General features: G+C 46.9%; 19 protein-coding genes, 2 pseudogenes and 1 other annotated feature. Of the genes and pseudogenes, 17 read left to right on the forward strand and 4 right to left on the reverse strand.

Going from position 1 to position 20,646, the window contains the following annotated elements; genetic code table 11:
* Positions 1-281: 281 nt before the first annotated feature.
* The 4 genes from BLR65_RS26725 to BLR65_RS26740 are packed head-to-tail and all read left to right on the forward strand — an operon-like array spanning position 282 to position 4,804.
* Positions 282-953: a TorD/DmsD family molecular chaperone gene (locus tag BLR65_RS26725; RefSeq protein ID WP_093797566.1), complete on the forward strand. Its 672-nt coding sequence runs from the start codon at positions 282-284 to the stop codon at positions 951-953.
* A 30-nt stretch (positions 954-983) separates the two neighbouring features.
* On the forward strand, positions 984-3,344 hold the full coding sequence (locus BLR65_RS26730; RefSeq protein WP_093797568.1) for a DMSO/selenate family reductase complex A subunit: 2,361 nt from the start codon (positions 984-986) through the stop codon (positions 3,342-3,344).
* A gap of 16 nt (positions 3,345-3,360) precedes the next feature.
* Positions 3,361-3,930, forward strand: coding sequence for a DMSO/selenate family reductase complex B subunit (locus BLR65_RS26735; RefSeq protein ID WP_093797570.1), 570 nt, complete (start codon positions 3,361-3,363; stop codon positions 3,928-3,930).
* A gap of 31 nt (positions 3,931-3,961) precedes the next feature.
* On the forward strand, positions 3,962-4,804 hold the full coding sequence (locus BLR65_RS26740) for a dimethyl sulfoxide reductase anchor subunit family protein (RefSeq protein WP_169716693.1): 843 nt from the start codon (positions 3,962-3,964) through the stop codon (positions 4,802-4,804).
* A gap of 126 nt (positions 4,805-4,930) precedes the next feature.
* On the opposite strand, the gene BLR65_RS26745 is transcribed toward BLR65_RS26740, so the two are convergent.
* Positions 4,931-6,256 (reverse strand): radical SAM protein, encoded by a 1,326-nt coding sequence (locus tag BLR65_RS26745; protein WP_211285039.1) that lies wholly within the window; start codon positions 6,254-6,256, stop codon positions 4,931-4,933.
* Between the two features lie 479 nt (positions 6,257-6,735).
* On the opposite strand from BLR65_RS26745, the gene BLR65_RS26755 reads away from it, so the two are divergent.
* The 13 genes from BLR65_RS26755 (at position 6,736) to BLR65_RS26810 (ending at position 19,507) form a co-directional block, all read left to right on the forward strand.
* Positions 6,736-8,340, forward strand: coding sequence for a gamma-glutamyltransferase family protein (locus BLR65_RS26755; protein WP_093797578.1), 1,605 nt, complete (start codon positions 6,736-6,738; stop codon positions 8,338-8,340).
* 556 nt (positions 8,341-8,896) lie between these two features.
* A complete protein-coding gene (locus BLR65_RS26760; protein ID WP_245693078.1) occupies positions 8,897-10,207 on the forward strand; it encodes an MFS transporter in 1,311 nt (436 codons plus the stop codon).
* A 217-nt stretch (positions 10,208-10,424) separates the two neighbouring features.
* Entirely contained in the window at positions 10,425-11,042 is a 618-nt protein-coding gene (locus BLR65_RS26765; protein WP_093797580.1) for a DUF2284 domain-containing protein, read from the forward strand.
* 45 nt (positions 11,043-11,087) lie between these two features.
* The gene (locus BLR65_RS26770) at positions 11,088-11,705 is read left to right on the forward strand and encodes a hypothetical protein (RefSeq protein WP_093797582.1); all 618 of its coding nucleotides are present in this window, start codon (positions 11,088-11,090) and stop codon (positions 11,703-11,705) included.
* 142 nt (positions 11,706-11,847) lie between these two features.
* Positions 11,848-12,103 (forward strand) — a binding site (T-box leader).
* 59 nt (positions 12,104-12,162) lie between these two features.
* The gene (locus BLR65_RS26775; RefSeq protein WP_093797584.1) at positions 12,163-13,125 is read left to right on the forward strand and encodes a bile acid:sodium symporter family protein; all 963 of its coding nucleotides are present in this window, start codon (positions 12,163-12,165) and stop codon (positions 13,123-13,125) included.
* A 138-nt stretch (positions 13,126-13,263) separates the two neighbouring features.
* On the forward strand, positions 13,264-13,419 hold the full coding sequence (locus BLR65_RS30230) for a hypothetical protein (protein ID WP_169716691.1): 156 nt from the start codon (positions 13,264-13,266) through the stop codon (positions 13,417-13,419).
* 177 nt (positions 13,420-13,596) lie between these two features.
* Entirely contained in the window at positions 13,597-13,791 is a 195-nt protein-coding gene (thiS, locus tag BLR65_RS26780) for a sulfur carrier protein ThiS (protein ID WP_093797586.1), read from the forward strand.
* A gap of 4 nt (positions 13,792-13,795) precedes the next feature.
* Positions 13,796-14,599, forward strand: coding sequence for a sulfur carrier protein ThiS adenylyltransferase ThiF (gene thiF, locus BLR65_RS26785; RefSeq protein WP_093797588.1), 804 nt, complete (start codon positions 13,796-13,798; stop codon positions 14,597-14,599).
* A 13-nt stretch (positions 14,600-14,612) separates the two neighbouring features.
* Positions 14,613-15,380: a thiazole synthase gene (locus BLR65_RS26790; RefSeq protein WP_093797590.1), complete on the forward strand. Its 768-nt coding sequence runs from the start codon at positions 14,613-14,615 to the stop codon at positions 15,378-15,380.
* A gap of 4 nt (positions 15,381-15,384) precedes the next feature.
* The gene (gene thiH, locus BLR65_RS26795; RefSeq protein WP_093797592.1) at positions 15,385-16,536 is read left to right on the forward strand and encodes a 2-iminoacetate synthase ThiH; all 1,152 of its coding nucleotides are present in this window, start codon (positions 15,385-15,387) and stop codon (positions 16,534-16,536) included.
* Between the two features lie 5 nt (positions 16,537-16,541).
* Complete coding sequence (locus tag BLR65_RS26800) at positions 16,542-17,132, forward strand: thiamine phosphate synthase (protein ID WP_093797594.1); 591 nt, start codon at positions 16,542-16,544, stop codon at positions 17,130-17,132.
* Positions 17,133-17,575: 443 nt separating this feature from the next.
* On the forward strand, positions 17,576-18,667 hold the full coding sequence (locus tag BLR65_RS26805) for a dipeptide epimerase (protein ID WP_093797596.1): 1,092 nt from the start codon (positions 17,576-17,578) through the stop codon (positions 18,665-18,667).
* A gap of 15 nt (positions 18,668-18,682) precedes the next feature.
* Positions 18,683-19,507 carry a serine hydrolase gene (locus tag BLR65_RS26810; protein WP_169716690.1) on the forward strand — a complete coding sequence of 275 codons (825 nt, stop codon included), beginning with the start codon at positions 18,683-18,685 and terminating at the stop codon, positions 19,505-19,507.
* A 68-nt stretch (positions 19,508-19,575) separates the two neighbouring features.
* Here BLR65_RS26810 and BLR65_RS31210 read toward each other — a convergent pair whose 3' ends face one another.
* The 3 genes and pseudogenes from BLR65_RS31210 to BLR65_RS31990 all read right to left on the reverse strand — a co-directional run.
* A complete protein-coding gene (locus BLR65_RS31210) occupies positions 19,576-19,722 on the reverse strand; it encodes a TyrR/PhhR family helix-turn-helix DNA-binding protein (RefSeq protein ID WP_245693079.1) in 147 nt (48 codons plus the stop codon).
* A gap of 150 nt (positions 19,723-19,872) precedes the next feature.
* Positions 19,873-19,995: pseudogene (locus BLR65_RS31985) on the reverse strand (AAA-type ATPase lid domain-containing protein); the annotation flags it as partial.
* A gap of 103 nt (positions 19,996-20,098) precedes the next feature.
* Positions 20,099-20,521, reverse strand: a pseudogene (locus tag BLR65_RS31990) (sigma 54-interacting transcriptional regulator); the annotation flags it as partial.
* Positions 20,522-20,646 lie beyond the last annotated feature (125 nt).

A 20,646-nucleotide genomic window follows, 5' to 3' on the forward strand; every position in this document is an offset into this window, starting at 1 on the left:
CAACATTAAAATCCAAAAATATTGACACAAAAATAGCCCGAAATATCTGGGCTAGAGAGGTGCTTTTTAGCTATTCAATTGCAAAACTACGGAATAATTGATGCAATTTGACGAATAAACAGATTTTAATGATTTTTAATATGCTTTTTACATATTATTGTCAATTTATGTTGCAAGTGTTATAGTAAGTGTAAAGAATCAAGATAGCAGAGTTTTGGCCAACGCGAAACTCTGCTATTATTTGCCTAAAGGTAAAGAATAGCATGTAAGGACGTGAAAGTGTGGAAGACTTACCTATTCCGCAGTTTATGGAGATCAGGCACTGGTTTTATCAATTTTTTGCGCAGTGTTTGTTTGAAATCCCGCAAAAAGAAAAAATGGCCGATTATATAAAAAGCAATCTGTTTTGCCAAATGATCGAAAATGGTGAGGAAAACGCAGGCGTTCGGCTTTTGGCCAAAGGTCTGACGGCGATGAAAAATTATACCGATCAAGACTGGAAGTTCATGCAGGAGCATTTTGTTGCTTTATTTGCCAATTCAGGTCCCATTCTGGTTTATCCGTGGGAATCGGTGTATACCAGTACGGAGCATATCATCTATGATGAACATACGTTGGCTGTGCAGGAGTTTTATCGAAAGTGGGGTGTGGAAAGGGCGGATACAGCCCAAGGCCCTGTTGACCATATTGGGTTAGAGTGCAGTTTTATGGCGCTGTTAACAAAACGGGCGGTAGACAGCTTTACGAAGCAAGACAATAAATCTTTCAGAGATAATATTGCCGGCCAAAAAGAATTTTTAGAAAATCATTTGTTACTTTTCGTGGATGCTTTTTGCCAAAGCTTGCAGGAGCAGACGACAATGGAGTTTTATAAAGGGTTAGCGCTGTTTCTGCGAGCTTACATAGAAACTGACGCAGCAGAGTTAGCGCATATCTTAGCTAACGATGAATAAATAGCAGACAGCAGTGGAGGAGGAAGTTATATGAGTACAAAAAAGTTCAGTCTGTCGAGAAGAAATTTTTTGAAGCTATGCGGCGCGGTTGGCGGGAGTTTAGCGATTACCGGGACAGCCACTATTGGTTTAAAGTCTGTGGAAGCGGTACAGGCGCAGGATGATGGTATCACTGTTGTACCGACGGCCGGACGGAATAACTGCGGCGGTTGTTGTGTGATCAAGGCGCATGTCAAGGATGGTACCATTGTAAAATTAAGTACTGACAGTGAACCGGATGCTCCGGAAAGTCCACAAGTCCGCGCCTGTGTCAGAGGACGGGGCTACCGTAAAACTTTTCTCAGTCCTGACCGCTTGAAATACCCCCTGAAGCGGGTTGGGGAACGGGGCGAAGGTAAGTTTGAGCGCATTACCTGGGACGAGGCGGTAGAAACAATTGCCCGCGAGACGAAACGAATCAAGGAAACTTACGGTCCGGGTTCACGGTATGTAAATTACGCTTGGGGCTACAGCGGGGCTATCCACCCGATGAATTTAGCCAAAAGGCTGCTGGCTTTGGACGGCGGCTATCTGGATTTTTACAATTCTTACAGTTCGGCGGCCACTACCTATGCTACGCCGTATACGTACGGCACGACGGCAACCGGCAATACACCGGATGATTTTGTCAATTCGAAATTAATCATTCTCTGGGGGCATAATCCGGCGGAAACGATTTTCGGCAGTTTAATGATGTATTATCTTAAACGGGCTAAAGAAGCCGGCACGAAAATTATTGTCGTCGATCCGCGCTATAGCGCAACGGCTGCCGCTTTAGCGGATGACTGGATTGCACTCAGGCCGACTACCGATAATGCGTTAATGGACGCTATGGCGTATACCATCATTACGGAAAATTTACATGACCAGGCCTTTTTGGACAAGTTCTGCGTTGGCTTTGATGAAGCGCATATGCCCGAAGGGATTGATGGCAAAGAAAGCTATAAGGCCTATATTTTAGGCGAAAAAGACGGCATTGCCAAAACCCCGGAATGGGCGGCAAAAATTACCGGTGTGCCGGCTAACAGAATTAGACAGTTGGGCCGGGAGTATGCCACGATGAAGCCCGCCGCCTTACTGCAAGGTTTCGGACCGCAGCGCCATGCTTACGGCGAACAGCCTGTTCGCGGCGGGACGGTACTTGCCGCCCTTACCGGGAACGTTGGCATTAAGGGTGGCTCTGCTTCCGGAGCAGGATATACGGACCGCCACGGCGTAGGCAGTGTGCCGATCGGAAAAAATCCGTTCAATGGAAAAATTCCTTGTTTTCTCTGGACGGAAGCAGTGCAAAACGGTGTGGGAATGAATAAAAGGGATCATGGCTTGACCGGTGTAGCCAAGCTTACCAGCAATATTAAGATGATCTGGAATATGTCAGGGCAATGCTTGTTAAACCAACATGGCGACATTAATAAAACAATCGAAATTTTAAAAGACACCGGCAAATGTGAGTTTATTGTCTGTTCCGATATTTTCATGACACCCAGCGCTAAATTTGCGGATATTTTACTTCCCGGTACGACTGTATTTGAAGAGGACAATATGCGCAGTCCCTGGAATTCCGGCGATTATATCTGTAGTATGAGCAAGGCTATTGAACCGCCGTTCGAGTGCCGTTTTGAATATTACTGGATGATGGAAGTTGCTGACAAACTAGGCATTAAAGATAAGTTTACCGAAGGTCATGAGACCATGTACGACTGGTGCAAGGCGGTTTATGCCGGAATGAAAGCCAAAAAGCCCGAACTGCCGGGCTATGAGGAGTTTCGCAAACGGGGAATTTTTAAGTGGGCGCATAGCGAACCACAAGTTGCATTTGAAAAACAGATTAAGGATTTTGAACACAATCCGTTTCCTACACCGTCGGGGAAAATCGAAATTTTCTCCCGCAGGCTGTATGATTTGAATCAGCCGGCGGAGATTCCGGCAATACCCAAATATATTAAGTCCTGGGAAGGACCGGAAGATCCGCTGATAGAAAAATATTCGCTGCAGCTAATTGGCTGGCATTATGGAAGACGTTCCCATTCCACCCATGACAATAACCCCTGGATGGAAGAAGTGGGCAGGCAAGAAATGTGGATGAATCCTGTAGATGCCCAAAAACGTCATATCAAAAACGGAGACCGGGTAGAAGTCTTTAATGACCGCGGTAAAATGCAGATTTTTGTGAAGCTCACCCCGCGGATTATGCCGGGTGTGGTTGCCGTGCCCCAGGGCGGCTGGTATACCCCGGATGGAAAGGGTACAGATACCCGGGGGGCAATCAATATTTTGACCAACCTGAAGCCGACACCGCTGGCAAAAGGCAACGCCCAGCACACAAATTTGGTAGAAGTTAAGGCACTATAGAAGGGAGCGGGTAGTGATGCAATTAGGATTTGTGCATGAGAGCCAATATTGTACAGGCTGCAAAGCCTGTCAAATTGCTTGCAAAGATAAACAAAATAACGAAGTGGGTCAAAATTTCCGCCGGGTAACGACTTACGAGGGCGGTGGTTACACCCAAGCGGGAAATAGTTTTACGAATAATGTATTTGCCTACAGTCTGAGTATTAGCTGCAACCATTGTGCCGAACCCAAATGTGTAAAAAACTGTCCGTCCGGCGCCATGAGAAAAGACCCGCAGACGGGAATTGTATCCGTAAACCAGGATATATGCATCGGCTGCGGTTATTGCGCCTGGTCCTGCCCGTACGGTGCGCCGCAAATGAATGTAAAGTCGGGAGTCATGGGAAAATGCGATTTCTGCCGGGACTTGCTCGCGAAAAATGAGGAACCGGCGTGTGTTGCTGCTTGTCCGTTGCGGCTGCTCCATTATGGGGAAATCGAAGAATTGCGGTCAAAATACAGCGGGGTTGGTACCTGCAAAGTCATGCCTGACCCCAATATTACCAAGCCATCACTGGTACTTGTACCGCATAAGGACAGTCTGTAAGCAAGAAAACTTTGCAAAGGAGGCAACTTTAATGGTGAGCGGAGAATTTTATTTGGTTACGTATACGATTCTTTCCCAGGCGGCAGTCGGCTTAGTGGTCATGTTGAGTGTGGGAAGTAAAATACTGGGAGTCAATCAGGAAAATACCGATAAATACCGGTTAGGATTGCTAACGGCAACAATTTTGACAGTCGTGGCCATGCTGGTATCGGCATCCCATTTGGGAAGCCCGGTCAAGGCGATGAATGCGATGCTGAACCTCGGGAGTTCCTGGCTAAGCCGGGAAATTGTGCTGAACGGGTTATTCTTTGTTTCCGTAGGTGGGGCTTATCTTTTGGCGCGGAAAGGCAAAAACTTTGCCGGCGCAGCGGCAATCGCCAGTGGTGTGGGCATTGTCTGTGTGTTGTGTCAAGCCGCCATCTATGCTAATACAGTAATTCCCGCCTGGGGAATGGGACATTCTTACATTACTTTCATTGGCGCGACCTGTGCCATGGGGGCATTTTTAGGAGTTTCCTTTTTATTGAATGGGGTAGAAATTTTCGAACACCCGCAGGCAAAAGCGTATTTAGCTGTGGCCTTGTTCCTGACTTTTGCCGGTATTGTGGCGCAGGCAGGCTTTTATGCCTTTTTCGCCGGGCAACTGGCTGAAGCGGGAACAGCGGGGTTAGCGTCTTTACATGTATTGGCGAGCAAGACAGGCACTTTACTACTCATGTGGGTTTGTCTGGTTATCGCCTTACTGGGACTTGGCAAAATTGCCTATAAGAAAGAAATGAGTAAGCTGATTTATGTCCTGACAGCCTTAGTGATGGTTGGTGAAATCGTAAACCGAACGATCTTTTATGGTATCGGCGTAGCGATTGGTTTATAATTAAAGTGACTTTAAGCTTCGGTCCCCAAAAGGGGAGCAGGAAAGTAATTCTTTAATAGATAAAAGCAGATTCATGTAAGAATCTGCTTTTATCTATTAGTTAGGTAATTCAACATGATGTTGCCATTATAATTGCCGTATATCAAAGCCGCCTGTCCGTATTACATCAACTTTTAGTTCGCGCAGGCATGGTTTACCTTCTCGATTTTCAATTATATGGGAACAAAGGCCGATCGCAAGGTCCAGCTTTTTTAGTCTGGGCACAGCCTGCACGGGGATTTCGAGGTAGCCGTATTTTTTGTCCAGTCGGTAAGGGGAGGTTTTATGGCTTTTTAGCTCTCGCAGCGCAGTCGGAATATCGTCGCCAAATACTTTGGCGGTTTTCAGAAAAAAATCATGGGGGGAAAAATAGGTTAATGGAAAGAGTTTATAGTGACGGCTGTTTTGCTGATATATTTGTTCGGTAAATTTATTTTCCAGCGAGCAATAATGTACGCCAAGCCGCAACTTTTCCCGTATGGCGAATTCTATAAGCTCCAGACAGGCCGTTTCGCTCTGTGATACCGGCAGGCCGCCGGCATAGCGGTAATTGTACAGAACCTGGAATGGCGGATTTTTTATTGTAAAGGAGCGTTTGCGAAATTCAGCGGCATTATGGAACGGAAAGCAAAATTCTAACAAATTAATCCCGGTAACCCCTAACTCGTCAAGATCCCTTAGCAGGTGCCGCATTTTTTGTAAGCTGCCGGGTATAACCGGCATTTCCACCAACACATGAGGAATATATTCTTTGGCCCAGCAGATGTGTTCATAAATTTGACGTATCGTTGCAGCACTGTCTTCTAATTTGATACTGAAGCGAATTTCATCAAGCTGCGTTTCTTGCAACTGCTGCAGCAAGGGGCGGTCAAGCAAGTCGCCGGCCGTGTAGAGTCTGGTGTGAACTCGTTTGAAATTGCTTTTGGCATAACGGAAGAACTCGATTGTTTCCCGGTGGTGCAATAAGGGCTCGCCCCCGGTAAGGGCAATATATTTGAGCTTTTGATTAGCCTTGTAAAGAGCGGCAAGTTCCCGGATACAGTCGCGCTGATTGGCCAGGTAGTAGGAATAGGCTTCCTGGTTGGGATTGAAGCAATAGTAGCAATGGCGCGGGCACATGAGCGACAGGTAGAGAGAGATGCTGTCTATCCCTTGCCGGCAGGCGGCGCAGGCCGGAGAAAGCCAGTTGGAATAAAGGCTTTTGTCGGCATTACGGCCAATCGCTCCTAACGATTTGAGACGCTTAATTTTATCTGCTGCCGGCCGGCCTGCCGGAACATCCACCGCCAGGCCGGCCGCTTGTATTTGTTCCAGAAAATCCAGGTCAATTGCTTGATAGATTTTTAAATAATCGCGTAATGCGGGATTTTCGACTGGCAGGATTGTCTCGCATTGGTTGGTTAGATCAGGCAAAATATGATTCCTCTTTTCTTGTCAGACCACATAAATGATCAAATACTCAACAAGACCGGATAAATGAACAACCAGTAAAATTATAAAGAATAAGGGACTTTTTAGCAAGAAGGAAGTATTCCATAAATTTCCGCTTAACTTCACATAATATTTAGATTATAATGATAGTGCAGGGGTAGATATACAAACGCTTCTAAAAAGGTGTCGTCCCTTAGAACTTTGTAAATTGCCCCTTCGGGCTTTTCCAATAGGCGATGGCCGCTGGTCTTACTCAATGTAAGACCAGCAGCCATCGCTTTTTTGATTTCTGCCTTTCCCACGCTGACCACTAGGCAGCTATGCGGATTTAAGTATCATTGTGAAGGATAGACAATAATATTTGCATAAAATGGTAATATATTGAAGGGAAATGAAGTGGCTTTTGCGAACTGGTTAGATATACCTAAGTCGAGAATGAGTCTTTTGGTGGAGGGAGAAAAATGAAATTCGACGCACTTTATAACCCCTATCCGTCCAGACGGAGCGTTGTGTATGCCAGAAATGGCATGGTGGCAACGTCGCAAGCGCTGGCCGCACAGGCCGGACTGGCAATTCTGCGCAAGGGCGGCAATGCCGTTGATGCGGCGGTTGCAACGGCTGTTTGTCTGACAGTGGTTGAACCGACATCGAATGGTATTGGCGGGGATGCCTTTGCGCTGGTTTGGGTCAAAGACAAGTTGTATGGTCTGAATGCCAGCGGGCCGGCCCCGACGGCGCTTTCACCGGAAACCGTAAGGAGGCAGGGACATAAAGTTATGCCCAACAACGGCTGGCTGCCGGTAACCGTACCCGGAGCACCGGCGGCCTGGGGAGCACTGGTTGAGCGTTTTGGCAGGTTAACTTTGCCGGAAATTATGGCACCGGCTATTGAGTATGCCGCCAAAGGGTTCCCGGTATCGCCAATCCATAGCCTGCAATGGGAAGAAGGGTTTAAACGGTTCAGCAATGCCGACGGCGCAGAATTTAAGTACTGGTTTGACACGTTTGCACCCCAGGGGCATGCGCCCAGGGCCGGGGAAATATGGAGCTCAAGCGATCATGCCGCAACCTTGCAGTTACTTGCAGAGTCAAAAACCGCAGCTTTTTATCAAGGCGAACTTGCTGATAAAATTGTTTCTTTTGCCCAAAAATCTGGCGGTTTTATCCGGGAGAGCGATTTAGCCGGGTTCCGGCCGGAATGGGTTGAACCTATTCACATTAATTACCGTGGCTATGACATTTGGGAAATTCCCCCTAACGGTCACGGCCTGATTACATTGATGGCGTTAAATATTCTTAAAGGCTTTACCTTTACCAATAAAGAGTCTGTTGAAACATATCACAAACAGTTTGAGGCTATGAAGCTGGCTTTTGCCGATGGCTTGGCCCATATTGCGGACCCCCGTAAGATGCGGGTTAGTGTGGAAGATTTGTTGTCTGATAGCTTTGCCGCTGAACGGCGAAAGCTTATCGGCAGTCAGGCTTTGCAGCCAATGCCCGTCACGCCGCCTAAGGGCGGGACGGTTTATTTAGCAACAGCCGACGCGGAAGGCAATATGGTGTCTTACATTCAGAGCAATTATATGGGGTTTGGCTCCGGACTGGTGGTGCCTAATACCGGTATTGCCCTTCATAACCGTGGCTGTAATTTTTCGCTTGATCCCAGCCATCCTAATTGCCTGGAACCCGGGAAAAAGCCTTATCATACCATTATTCCGGGCTTTATGACTCAAAACGGCCGGGCCGTCGGACCCTTCGGCGTTATGGGGGCGTTTGTTCAGCCGCAGGGACACCTGCAGATGGTGATGAATACGATTGATTTTCAGCTTAATCCGCAAGCGGCGCTTGATGCGCCACGCTGGCAATGGACTTCAGGAAAAACTATTCTGGTAGAAAATCAGTTCCCGGAAGCTATTGCCGAGGCTCTCGTACGGCGTGGGCATGATATAGGGCGGACAGTAGGCAATATTTCCATGGGCAGAGGGCAAATAATTTGGCGGGATGAGCACGGTGTTTTAGCCGGGGGGACAGAACCCCGCACCGACGGCACGGCGGCTGCCTGGTAGACCTCATCTATATGTCTGTCGATACTAGAAACAAGGACAGTTAGCGCCCTTGTTTCTTTGTTTTTTGGACTCGCCCAGGAAGGCGGTTATCATAAAACTTGAAGCAATATGAATATTAAATATATTTGTTGACAACAAGCCGGTAGTTAGGATAAAGTATGAGTATGGAAAAATAAAAACAATATTCGACAATATAGAACAAAAATCTCAAAACTTCCGTTATATAGGCTATATCACGGTTCATCAGGGTAGTGAAACGGTTGCGCAGCAAAGTTTTAGGAGATCAAACAGCTAAAATTTTGCCAAAATGGTTTTATATATAATTGAAAATTCTGAAATATAACTTATGTTAATATACTTCGCTGAATCAGGTATGGATACTGCCATGGAAATTATTGTTATAGTGCTAAGCTGATTTGTCACTATACGTTTTTCCATTGATGCAGGACCTGCTGATAGAAATTAAGTCTATGAGGAGGTGGGGACTAAAGCAGCCGATCCGCTAGTCGCAGTTTAGTAAGAAAAGAGTATAAGCAAACTAACGGAGGTGTATTCATTGACAAACATAAGCTTTACTGAACAACAAGAAGATCAACTCATGACCAAAATCCGCTGGAAACTTGTGCCCTATGTTATGCTGTTATATATCGTTGCTATGCTCGACCGGGTGAATATTGGTTTTGCCGCATTGCAAATGAACAAGGATTTAGGAATTAGTGCCAGTACGTTTGGGATGCTGGCCGGTATCTTTTTTATAACGTATTTCTTTTTTGAAGTTCCCAGTAATGTTATCATGCATAAAGTTGGCGCCCGGAAATGGATTGCCCGGATTCTTGTCAGTTGGGGACTGGTGACGGTCATTCTGGCATTTGCGCAAAATGTTACCCATGTTGCCATTTTGCGGGCTCTGCTCGGTGCCGCCGAAGCCGGTTTTTATCCGTGCATTGTCCTGTATTTTACGTTTTGGTTTCCGACCAAGCATTTTGCCAAAACAATGTCGCTGTTTATGTGCGGCATGGCGTTGGCAAATATCATCGTTGGCCCCATATCGTCCTGGATAATGGAAAACGTAGTCTGGCTGGGTCTGGCCGGCTGGCGCTGGATGTTTATCCTCGAGGGAGTTCCGGCAATTCTTTTGGGAATCGTTACGCTGTTTGTGATGGTAGACAGACCGGATCAGGCTAAGTTCCTGACAGCAGAAGAAAAGAAATGGCTGATTGCCGAGCTTGAGCGCGAACATGTAGCCAAACAGTTAAAAGTGAAAGTGGCCAACAAATGGGAAGTATTTAAAAACGGCCGCGTGTGGCATCTGGCCTTCTGTTACCTCTGCTACGTTCTGGCGTTGTACGGACTTGGCATGTGGATGCCGCAGATACTAAAAAATCTGGCTAAGGCAATGAGCTTATCCAATATCGGGTTAATCTCCACCATTCCGTATATGTGCGCGATTGCCGCCATGGTTTATGTTGCTAAACGTTCTGATGCCAAACAGGAACGCCGGTATCATACGGCTATTCCCATCGGCTTTGCCTTTTTTGGCCTGATAGGGTTAACCATGACTGATAATTTGATGCTGTCGATGTTGCTGCTCTGCGTAAGTCAGGCCGCTATCTATTCCTTTGTCGGCACATACTGGACCCTGCCGAATATGTACCTGTCGGAGGCTACGGCTGCCGTAGGGATTGCGATCATCAACTCGTTCGGTAACTTGGGCGGATTCTTCGGCCCCTATATGGTCGGCTTCCTGAAAGACGTGACCGGCTCAACCAACGCTGGCATGTATTTCCTGGCTTCATTCGCAATTTTGGGCACAATTTCCGTGCTGTTAATTCCTAAGAAGGAAGCGGCGGCAGAATCCCTAAAATAGGGGCACTTAGGCTGGAGTATATCAGATAATACTAATATCCCCAAATCCCGTTTTTGTAGAAATACAAAAACGGGATTTTTACTTATCTGTTGTGCCTGATTGCAGCGGTTAAGCAACAGGCAAGTTCCTGCAAATCTCTGAATGTTTGCAGGAACTTGCCGTTTTATGGTAAATTTATTGTGATAGAACCTCAAATCGCCTGATAACCATTTTTTCCATGCTAAAAAATAAAAGCGAGGTAATTGACGTGTATCATACCGCAATAAAGGTCAACTCAGTCCCCATCCCGGAATTTATTAAAAAATATCAGGACCAGGACAAATTTATGGCCTTTTGCCGAGAATGTCATAATTATCAGACCCGTTGGTCTTGTCCGCCCCTGCAATTTGACGCTAACCAGTTTTTGCTGCCTTTCCGTTATATCTATCTAATCGGCGTACAGGTAATCTATGACCCAGAAACCATTAAAGCGGCCGATACGGCGGACAAGGTCAAAGAAATCACCCGCTGTACGCTGCGTGAAGTAAAGGACAAATTATCGGAAACGGTTTTGGCTTTGGAACGCAAAATTCCCGGCAGTGTTGGTTTGGCCTCAGGCGGGTGTCATTTATGTGAGCGCTGCAGCCGGTTCGATGAGTTGCCTTGCCGCTACCCGGAGACGATGCGGTATTCGCTGGATTCTTTTGGCTTTGATCTTACAGCTATTACGTCTGAGTTGCTGCACATCGATTTAAAATGGGCAAAGCATAGTTTGCCGGAATACTACACATTAGTGCATGCCCTATTAACAAAAGATTCTATAGGAAACTTGCTGGACAATTTGACAATCGCGTAAAAATCGAATTGGGAAATTATCAATATTATTTTGGAGATGATTCGATTGAAACGTATAGCTTGGCTATGCTTTTTACTGCTTTTTTCTTTTGCTATGGTTGTTTCGGCAGAAACAACCGATATGACAGGTGAACTATTCAGAGCGCAAACTATTTCCAATATGCAGACAGGAATCTATGCGATACCGGAAGAGACTATCAATTCTTATTTCAATACCTATATTGCCGATAATCCGAAGATAAAGGCATCAAATCTAGCCATACAGGCCAACAATAAGATTGTTCTGACAACAACCGTCGCCAATGCCGGCACCATACGTGTTCATTGCACCGTTAAACAATTTCATTTTGACAAAGATAATGCTTTCTTAACCTTGCATATTGATAAAAAAGAACTTCTGGGCCATTCGATCGCGTCCTGGTTCATGAATCAAATGAGCCTGGGATTTCTGGCTGATATCTACGGTAACCCGCTTGCTCAGGCCAATATAGACAGTAAGGTGCACGGGAATACGGTGGATATAAATTTGAAACCGTTTGCCCAGTCGCTGTTCAGCACCGGCATTGGGCAGGCTATTGGCGATCAGCTTATGGTATCCAATGTTACGACAGACGAGAAAATCATTTATTTGCATACTAATCTTGCTTTAAGTTTGTTAAAGTAAGCAGGCCGGATCAATGAGTGGGTGACACTAGCACCTGAAGAACATGTTTCCTGTTGCAGTGGACAGAATGTTGTAAAAATGTATTGACAGAAGAAAAATAACAGGGTATAGTAATTACGTGTTAACAATTTAATTGCATATAAGAAATGTGATGAGGGAGAACGTTGTATTTTCAATGTTGTTTCAGAGAGCCGGTGGCAGGTGCGAACCGGTAACAGCGGAAGGTACAAAAATCACTCCTGAACAGCAAAGCCGAACTGCAAAGTAAGCTGCGCCGGTCTCAGCTCCAGTAAGGAGTGTAGCCGTTATACTGCTAGGGTTGTTAGACCTGATGAGATGCAGATATTTTTTTATCTGTAAAAAGGGTGGTACCGCGAGAATTGCCTCTTGCCCCTTTAAGTCTATGACTTGAAGGGCAAGAGTTTTTTTATTTTATTTTTCAGGAGGTTATTGGAGAATGAAGTATTTGGAAAAGGTGGCCCAGTTTATTTGCCGGAATATGACACTATGGGTGGTGATTTGTTCTGTTATTGCCTTCTTTAATCCGGAGCCGTTCAAGCCGATTGGTAAGTATATTTCGTATCTTTTAGGGATTATTATGCTGGGAATGGGGCTTACCATGTCGGTTGAAGATTTTCGCCTTGTTTTTACCCGGCCTAAGGATGTTTTTTATGGGGTCTTTTTCCGTTATCTCATTATGCCCCTGGTGGGGTTTGGCGTGGCGAAAATGCTCGGCCTGCCGCCGGCGCTGGCAGCCGGTATGGTTCTTTTGGGGGCCTGCCCCAGCGGTACCGGCTCCAATGTTATGACCTATATTGCCAAAGGGGATACGGCTTTATCGGTAACAGTTTCGAGCATTAATACTATTTTGGCCCCTGTGCTTACAACCTATATATTTCAACTGCTGGCCGGTTCGATGATTCCTATTGATATTGTTGCCTTGCTTGTGGATATTGTAAAAATTGTGCTGATTCCCGTTGCTATTGGGGTTATGCTCCATACGGTGGCGCCTAACCTGGTAGAAAAACTCACCAAGGTTGTGCCGGCCGTATCCGTTATATTCATTATTGCCATTATGGCTTCCGTCGTAGCTTTGAATGCGTCAAAAATGGCGACAATGGCACTTATTCTATGTTTAGCGGTAGCGCTTCATAATACGGCCGGATTGCTGCTGGGGTATTTTTCCGGCAGGGCGGTCGGCATGTCGAAGAAAAAGTCAAGAGCCATTACTTTTGAAATCGGTATGGAAAACTCAGGACTGGCGGTAGCTTTGGCGTTAGCCCATTTAGATCCGATGGCGGCCTTACCCGCTGCCGTCATGACGGTCTGGGAATATGTCACCGGCAGTCTGTTAGCCAGCTATTGGGGGAATAAGCCGGCGGAAAAAGTCCAGGCTGATGCCGTCTTGGCAATAAAATAAAAGATAGCAAATACTTTTCATCTATAGTAAAAGCTATTATACTAGAGTTGAAAGTTAGCTACAGTTGCAGCAATTATATTTCAACAATATACAACAATGAATTTTGCAGAATCATGTAAAATTTTGGAGGTGTTGTAAATGGATAATAGTATCAGTGCTGAAAAAAAACTTGGCCTTACCGAACTGATGGAAGATCGTTCGAAATCGGAAAACAAGTCGCCGGTCAGAACGCTGCTGGAATGCAACGCCATTGTTTTAGCGATGTTTTCCTTGCTGCTGCTTAATTATCTATAATTAATGCCGGTGCCGTGTACCGGAAATTTCCGCACAGACAACAAGGAAAATCTTGTCTCGCTATCAGGAATATGGTATACTGAAAAAAAAAGAAAAAGCACAAAATGGGGAACACCACCAAAAGGGTGTCAACTTCCATTTTGTGCTTTTTTATTTTAAATAAAGGAGATGAAGACAATGCAGGTAAACGGTAAGACCGTTCGGCTGGAACAAGACCAAACTTTACTGGCGTTTTTAACGTCAGAGCAATTTAATTGCCAGACTATTGCCGTGGAACGTAACGGCGCGATTGTTCCTAAAGAAGATTATGAAAATGTGCAGCTTACCGATGCGGATACATTGGAAATTGTTCGTTTCGTGGGTGGAGGTTGAGGACATGCAGGTAGAGATCAATGGCCGGCGGCAGGCACTTGCCTGCCATACCGTCTTTGAAGCAAGGTCACAGTTCGGCGGCGCGACTGATGTTGTCATCTTAAATGGCTTTCAGATTGACAGCGATCATCCGCTGGCCGAGGGCGACACACTAACGCTGATTCGTAAAGGCGCCATGCCTAGCCGGGAGGAATTGGAAAGCATGATGATGGCCCGGCATACTCCCACAGTACATAAAAAAGTAAAACAAGGCCGTGTCGCCATTGCGGGCTTGGGAGGACTGGGCTCGAATATAGCCGTTATGCTGGCGCGGATCGGCGTTGGCAAATTGTTGTTAGTCGATTTTGACATTGTTGAACCCAGTAATTTGAACCGGCAAAGCTATTACATTCGCCATTTGGGTATGCCCAAAACCCAGGCACTACAGAGTCAGCTAGCAGAAATTAATCCATTTATTCAGGTTGAAACCCGTACGGTACGGGTGGATGCGGAAAATGTGCCTGAATTGTTCGGGGATTACGAAGTTCTGTGTGAGGCTTTTGACAAGCCGGATGCCAAAGCTATGCTGGTGAATACGGCTTTGGACAAACTCCCGGATATAAAAATTGTGGCCGCTTCCGGCATGGCCGGCTATGCCAGCTCTAATTTGATTAAAACAGCAAAACCGCTTGCGCGGCTGTTTGTGTGCGGGGATCTGGAAAACGGGGCGGCAATCGGCAGAGGACTGATGGCGCCAAGAGTGCAGATTTGTGCCGGTCATCAGGCCAATATGGTATTGCGCCTTTTAGTGGGAATGGAAGAGATATAAGGAGGTACTTAGTATGAATGATCAGTTAGTAATCGGGGGGCATACATTCAAGTCAAGATTAATCCTGGGATCGGGTAAGTTTTCGCTGGAGATGACGCGGGCGGTCATTGAGCATGGGGAAGTGGAAATAGTGACCCTTGCTTTGCGCCGTGCCAATGTCGGCGGGCAGGAGAACATTTTAGAGTATATTCCGCAGGGGATTACCCTTTTGCCTAACACCTCAGGTGCCAGAAACGCCGAAGAGGCTGTCCGGATTGCCCGTCTGGCCCGGGAAATCGGCTGTGGGGACTTTATTAAACTGGAAGTCATTCATGACACAAAATACCTGCTGCCAGACAACTATGAAACCGTTAAAGCCACGGAAATTCTGGCTAAAGAGGGCTTTAGCGTCATGCCCTATATGTATCCGGACCTCAATGCGGCCCGGGCTTTAGTCAATGCCGGCGCGGCTTCCGTCATGCCGCTTGGGGCACCGATTGGCAGCAATAAAGGCCTGTGCACCAAAGAGTTTATCCGGATTCTCGTAGATGAAATCGATTTACCCATTATTGTCGATGCGGGTATCGGCCGGCCGTCGCAGGCCTGTGAAGCGATGGAGATGGGAGTGGATGCCGTAATGTGCAATACCGCCATTGCCACCTCAGGCAATGTAGCCCAAATGGCAAGAGCCTTTAAACAGGCTGTTGAGGCTGGCCGGGGGGCTTATCTGGCAGGTATGGGGCGTGTTTTGGATAAAAAGGCGGAAGCATCCAGTCCGCTAACAGGATTTTTGGAGGAGTGAGATCATGACAGGTCAGCAAAATCACATGGAATATCTGGCAGGGATGGAGGCGATTGATTCAGACTTGCTGGCAAGGGTTACAGCGCTGATGGACGACTATGATTATGAGCGGATTACCGGCGACGATGTAAAACGGGCGCTGGGCAAAGAGCAGCTTTCCCTCAGCGACTATGGCGCACTTTTGTCGCCGGCCGCCATGGATTATTTGGAAATAATGGCCGCGAAAGCCCAGGCGGAAACCAGGAAGCATTTTGGCAATTCGGTTCAGCTGTTTACGCCGCTATATATTGCCAATTACTGCGAAAATCATTGCGTTTATTGCGGTTTTAACTGCCATAACCACATCCAGCGGGGAAAGTTATCCTTAGAAGAAATGGAAGCGGAAATGAACGCAATTGCCGCCACCGGGCTGCAGGAAATTTTGCTGCTTACCGGTGAGTCCCGTTACCAGTCGGGAGTGGAATATATTGGCGAGGCCGTGAAGTTGGCGGCACAATATTTTTCAACAATTGGTATTGAGATCTATCCCTTAAATACCGACGAATATGCGTATTTGCATCAATGCGGCACCGACTTTGTTTGTGTGTATCAGGAGACCTATAATACCGACAAATATGAGCAAGTTCATTTGCGTGGCCCCAAACGGATATTTCCTTATCGGTTTCATGCCCAGGAACGGGCTTTGCGGGGCGGTATGCGCGGGGTAGCTTTTGGTGCTCTCTTAGGGTTGGATGATTTCCGGAAAGACGCTTTGGCGGTTGGCTTGCATGCCTGGTTTTTGCAACAGAAATATCCCCATGCCGAAATTTCTTTTTCTGTCCCCCGGTTACGGCCCTATATCAACAATGCAAAAAACAATCCCAGGGATGTTCACGAAAGACAGTTATTGCAAGTGATGCTCTCTTACCGCCTGTTAATGCCGTTTGCGGGCATTACGATTTCTACCCGGGAGCGGGCCTGGTTCCGGGACCATGTAATCGGTATGGCAGCTACTAAAATTTCTGCCGGCGTCAGCGTTGGCGTTGGGGGACACCAGGCAGAAGAAAAAGGCGACGAACAATTTGAAATCGCCGATCCGCGCAGTGTGGACGAAGTCCATCAAATGATTGTCGGCAAAGGGCTGCAACCGGTATATAACGATTATATCAGGGTATAGCGCCAATGATGATTTGTGTGACAAACCGTACGCTGTGCCGGGAGGATTTCTTAACCCGCGTGCGGCAGTTGGCCCAGGCGCAGCCTTATGCCGTGTTGCTGCGGGAAAAAGATCTGGATGTACCGGCTTATGAGTCGTTAGCCGTCAAAGTGCAAGAAATCTGCGGGCAGTATGGAGTGGAATTGATCATTCACCGCAATGTTACCGTTGCGGAAAAACTTGGACTTACCCATCTGCAGCTTTCCATGCCGGACTTGCGCACTTACCACAGAGAGCAGCATTCGCTGGTGGTCGGCGCATCTGTCCACTCGGTTGCCGAAGCCAAAGAAGCCCAGGCGCTGGGGGCTGCCTATGTCATTGCCGGGCACATTTTTGCCACAGATTGCAAAAAAGGAATTGCCCCCAGAGGGGTGTCTTTTTTACGGCAGGTTTGTCAGGCAACCTGTTTGCCGGTTTTTGCCATCGGCGGCATTAACAGCGGGAATGTAGGGCAAGTCCTGGCGAGTGGGGCAAGGGGATTCTGCATCATGTCGGCAGCCATGACCTGTAAAAGTGCGGCGGCACTGGTGAAAAAACTGGCGGCAACACAAAAGTGAACTGTGTTGCCTGTAAAAATCTTTAGTACCTTGAGGGTTAGGTATATGTCACTGTTTTTTTAAACGCCGGAAGGAAAATTTCTCCTGTCGTCGAATAGCAAATCATGCCGAAGGGAATGCCTTTGCATAAGGGGAGAAACGCAATCTTAGTTGCCTATAAAGATGCGCAAAAACAATTTTGTACGATTCAGCAAAGTGACAATAGCAAATAATCACTGCTATTTTCTTATAGAAAATGATTGTGCCTGGAAGGAATTATCAATTTTGTGACGAATTGACAATACGGAAATAAAATATGGAATATGGCTGCTTTATTTATTAAGTGCCTTGCTTATAAACAGGCATATACGTAAGTAAAACCCAGCGAAATGAACCTTTCCACGAAGGGCATTTTGGCTGGGCTTTTTAATCATAATGAAAAATAAGATAGAGAGGGTTTGGCTATGAAAATTCGCGAGATTAAAATTGGTAAAGTAAGTATTCCGTTAAAAAAACCGTTTAAAACGGCTTTACGGCAAGTCAACTCCGCCGAGGATATTATCATAAAGATAATATCCGATACAGATGAAATTGGCTATGGCAACGCTCCGCCTACCGCGGTAATCACCGGCGACAGCCAGGATTCGGTGATTGCGGCAATCCGTGACACAATCGGGCCAAAGCTGATCGGGATGGAGATCGACAATATGGAGGCAATCATGGCCACGCTTGATACGGCCATGCTTCATAACCATTCAGCGAAAGCGGCGGTTGACATGGCGGTTTACGATTTGTTTGGCAAATTACATAATATTCCCCTGTATAAGTTATTTGGGGGCTATTGTAATAAGCTGACTACGGACTTGACAATCAGTGTGAACGCGCCGGACGAGATGGTGCGGGACTCTTTGGAGGCTGTCCAGGCTGGTTTTACGGACCTAAAACTCAAAGTCGGGACTGACGTGGCGATGGACATTGAGCGGGTGAAAGCCATCCGGCAGGCTCTTGGCCAGGATGTGAAGCTGCGGCTGGATGCCAATCAAGGTTGGAAGCCCAAAGAGGCCGTAAGGATTATCCGCCGGTTTGAGGACATGGGACTGAATATCGAATTGATTGAGCAACCGGTAAGGGCTCATGATTTTGCAGGGCTCAAGTATGTTACCGACCACGTGGACACAGACATTATGGCTGATGAATCGGCTTTTGGACCTTATGAGGTATTTCAACTCTTGGCGATGCGGGCCTGTGATTTAATTAATATAAAACTGATGAAAGCAGGCGGTTTGCACAATGCCGTGAAAATCGCCAATTTGGCTGAAACCGTCGGGGTACAATGCATGATGGGCTGTATGCTGGAAAGCAAAGTCGGCATAACGGCGGCCGCAAGTTTGGCTGCCGGCAGGCAAATTATCACAAGGTCAGACTTGGATGCGGCAGTTTTGCTGGCTGCAGATCCTGTCGCAGGCGGCGTAAATTTTGCTAAAAATGAATTATGGATAGCGGAGGCTCCCGGACTGGGCATTACCGACATAGAAGGATGGCAGGAAATTAAATAAATGGGGGGATTCTGTATGGGCATTATTCGTCCTAATGCGGCAAGTGCCGCGCCCATCACTGAAACATGGCTGAGTGAGCAAGTCAAAAATTTTTCGACGCAAAAGGAAGCTAAATATGCTATTTATGTAAGGCCGTTGGGAGAAAAAGGTCATGATGTGGTTCTTAATTCCCATAAAATGGCTTCGGCCAGTTTGATTAAGATTCCGATTATGATTGAAGCCTTTAATCAAAAAAATCAAGGGAAACTGGATTTTAACGAACAGGTTACAATTCGTCGTGCAGAAACAGTAGAGGGTGGCTCTGTCTATAACCTTGCTGACGGCACCGTACTGACAATCGCTCAACTGGTTGAACTTATGATTGTTCAAAGCGATAATAGCGCCTGCAATATTTTAATTGACAAGCTGAAGATGGACAACGTCAATGCGATGATTAAAAAACTGGGATGTTCGAGTGATACCAGCCTGCAAAGAAAAATGATGGATTTTGCAGCGGTTAAACAGGGCCGGCAGAATTATACAAACGTAACAGACATGGCTAATATTCTGGAGAAATTATATTACGGAAAATGCCTTGACCCTAAGAGCGACAAGGCTATGCTGGAGATTATGGCCCGCCAGGAAGACAATACGATTATTCCGGCACAATTGCCGCATCATATCAAAATTGCTCACAAAACCGGTGAATTGGATGGTATGAATTATGACTGCGGCATTGTTTATGGGCAAAGCCGTACCTATATCCTTTGCATGATGGCGGAAAATGTCAAAGATGAACCGCAGGTATTCTATGATATGTCCAATATGTCGTTAGCCATTTATGACCAAATCGGCAGATAAACATAATCATATTTAATAAGCTCAAAAAAATCCTGTCAATTCTACTCTCAAAAGTTGCCTGCCCGTTCTCAGCCATCATTCGCTTGATGCGGCTGATTCAAGTTATATTTTCTGAGTTTTTTTAACACCGCCGTATGCGACAATCCTAATACCGAGCCTACCCGCCGCGCTGAGCCAAACCGTTTAACCGTTTCCCGCAGAATGATTTTTTCCACTTGGGCTAACCGCTCGTGCAGGGTCTGATAGGTTTCAAAACGGACGTCCGGTACTTGAATTTGGCGCGACGGAGGCCGGCGTCCCAATAAAATGTGCCGTTCTTCTACTGCCGTTCCTCCCACCAAGTTGACGGCCCGTTCCACTACATTTTCCAATTCTCGCACATTGCCCGGCCAGTCGTAATACTGCAGACGTTCCAGCGCCGCCGGGGTAAAGCCCTGTACCGGCCGCTGCAGTTTGCCGGCAAAGCGTTTTAAAAAATATTCGGCCAATAACCGAATATCTTCCTGCCGCTCCCGCAGCGGCGGTAAAAAACAAGGGAATCACGTTCAAACGATAATATAAATCTTCCCGGAACAAACCGCAGGCCACTTGTTTTTCGAGATCGCGGTTGGTTGCCGAAATTATCCGCACATTTATTGCGATCTCACGGCTGCTGCCCACACGGCGCACCCGCCGGTCCTGCAGGGTACGCAGCAGCTTGGCCTGTAAATGAACCGACATTTCCCCGATTTCATCCAAAAACAGCGTGCCTTCGTTGGCTAATTCAAACAAGCCGGGTTTGCCGCCTTTCACCGCACCGGTAAACGCTCCCTCTTCATAACCAAACAGCTCGCTTTCCAGCAGGGTTTCGGGAATGGCCGCGCAATTGACCGGTACAAAAGCCGCTTGAGCCCGGGACGATCCACTGTGGAGCGCCCGGGCAAACAGTTCTTTGCCTGTGCCGGTCTCACCGCATAGCAGCACGGTAGAATCACTGCGGGCATACAGGCGGGCCTGCTCCATTACCCTGGCCATTGCCGTACTGGTAAAAGGGATATCGGCAAAAGTCACCGGCCTGGAAGCTGTGATTTTGTGGACTAACTCCCGTACTTCGCGAATATCCCGGACAACCGCCACCGCGCCGACCACTTCTTCCTGCC

This window comes from Sporomusa acidovorans (assembly GCF_900101845.1).
Lineage (GTDB): Bacteria > Bacillota > Negativicutes > Sporomusales > Sporomusaceae > Sporomusa > Sporomusa acidovorans.

What these genes read in the sequence shown, in the direction of transcription:
- BLR65_RS26810 (WP_169716690.1), top strand. Translation starts at nt 18,683, where the DNA reads ATGGGCATTATTCGTCCTAATGCGGCAAGTGCCGCGCCCATCACTGAA.
- BLR65_RS26790 (WP_093797590.1), top strand. Translation starts at nt 14,613, where the DNA reads ATGAATGATCAGTTAGTAATCGGGGGGCATACATTCAAGTCAAGATTA.
- thiF (WP_093797588.1), top strand. Translation starts at nt 13,796, where the DNA reads ATGCAGGTAGAGATCAATGGCCGGCGGCAGGCACTTGCCTGCCATACC.
- BLR65_RS26805 (WP_093797596.1), top strand. Translation starts at nt 17,576, where the DNA reads ATGAAAATTCGCGAGATTAAAATTGGTAAAGTAAGTATTCCGTTAAAA.
- thiH (WP_093797592.1), top strand. Translation starts at nt 15,385, where the DNA reads ATGACAGGTCAGCAAAATCACATGGAATATCTGGCAGGGATGGAGGCG.
- BLR65_RS26735 (WP_093797570.1), top strand. Translation starts at nt 3,361, where the DNA reads ATGCAATTAGGATTTGTGCATGAGAGCCAATATTGTACAGGCTGCAAA.
- BLR65_RS26740 (WP_169716693.1), top strand. Translation starts at nt 3,962, where the DNA reads ATGGTGAGCGGAGAATTTTATTTGGTTACGTATACGATTCTTTCCCAG.
- BLR65_RS26775 (WP_093797584.1), top strand. Translation starts at nt 12,163, where the DNA reads ATGAAGTATTTGGAAAAGGTGGCCCAGTTTATTTGCCGGAATATGACA.
- BLR65_RS26765 (WP_093797580.1), top strand. Translation starts at nt 10,425, where the DNA reads ATGCTAAAAAATAAAAGCGAGGTAATTGACGTGTATCATACCGCAATA.
- BLR65_RS30230 (WP_169716691.1), top strand. Translation starts at nt 13,264, where the DNA reads ATGGATAATAGTATCAGTGCTGAAAAAAAACTTGGCCTTACCGAACTG.
- thiS (WP_093797586.1), top strand. Translation starts at nt 13,597, where the DNA reads ATGCAGGTAAACGGTAAGACCGTTCGGCTGGAACAAGACCAAACTTTA.
- BLR65_RS26800 (WP_093797594.1), top strand. Translation starts at nt 16,542, where the DNA reads ATGATGATTTGTGTGACAAACCGTACGCTGTGCCGGGAGGATTTCTTA.
- BLR65_RS26730 (WP_093797568.1), top strand. Translation starts at nt 984, where the DNA reads ATGAGTACAAAAAAGTTCAGTCTGTCGAGAAGAAATTTTTTGAAGCTA.
- BLR65_RS26755 (WP_093797578.1), top strand. Translation starts at nt 6,736, where the DNA reads ATGAAATTCGACGCACTTTATAACCCCTATCCGTCCAGACGGAGCGTT.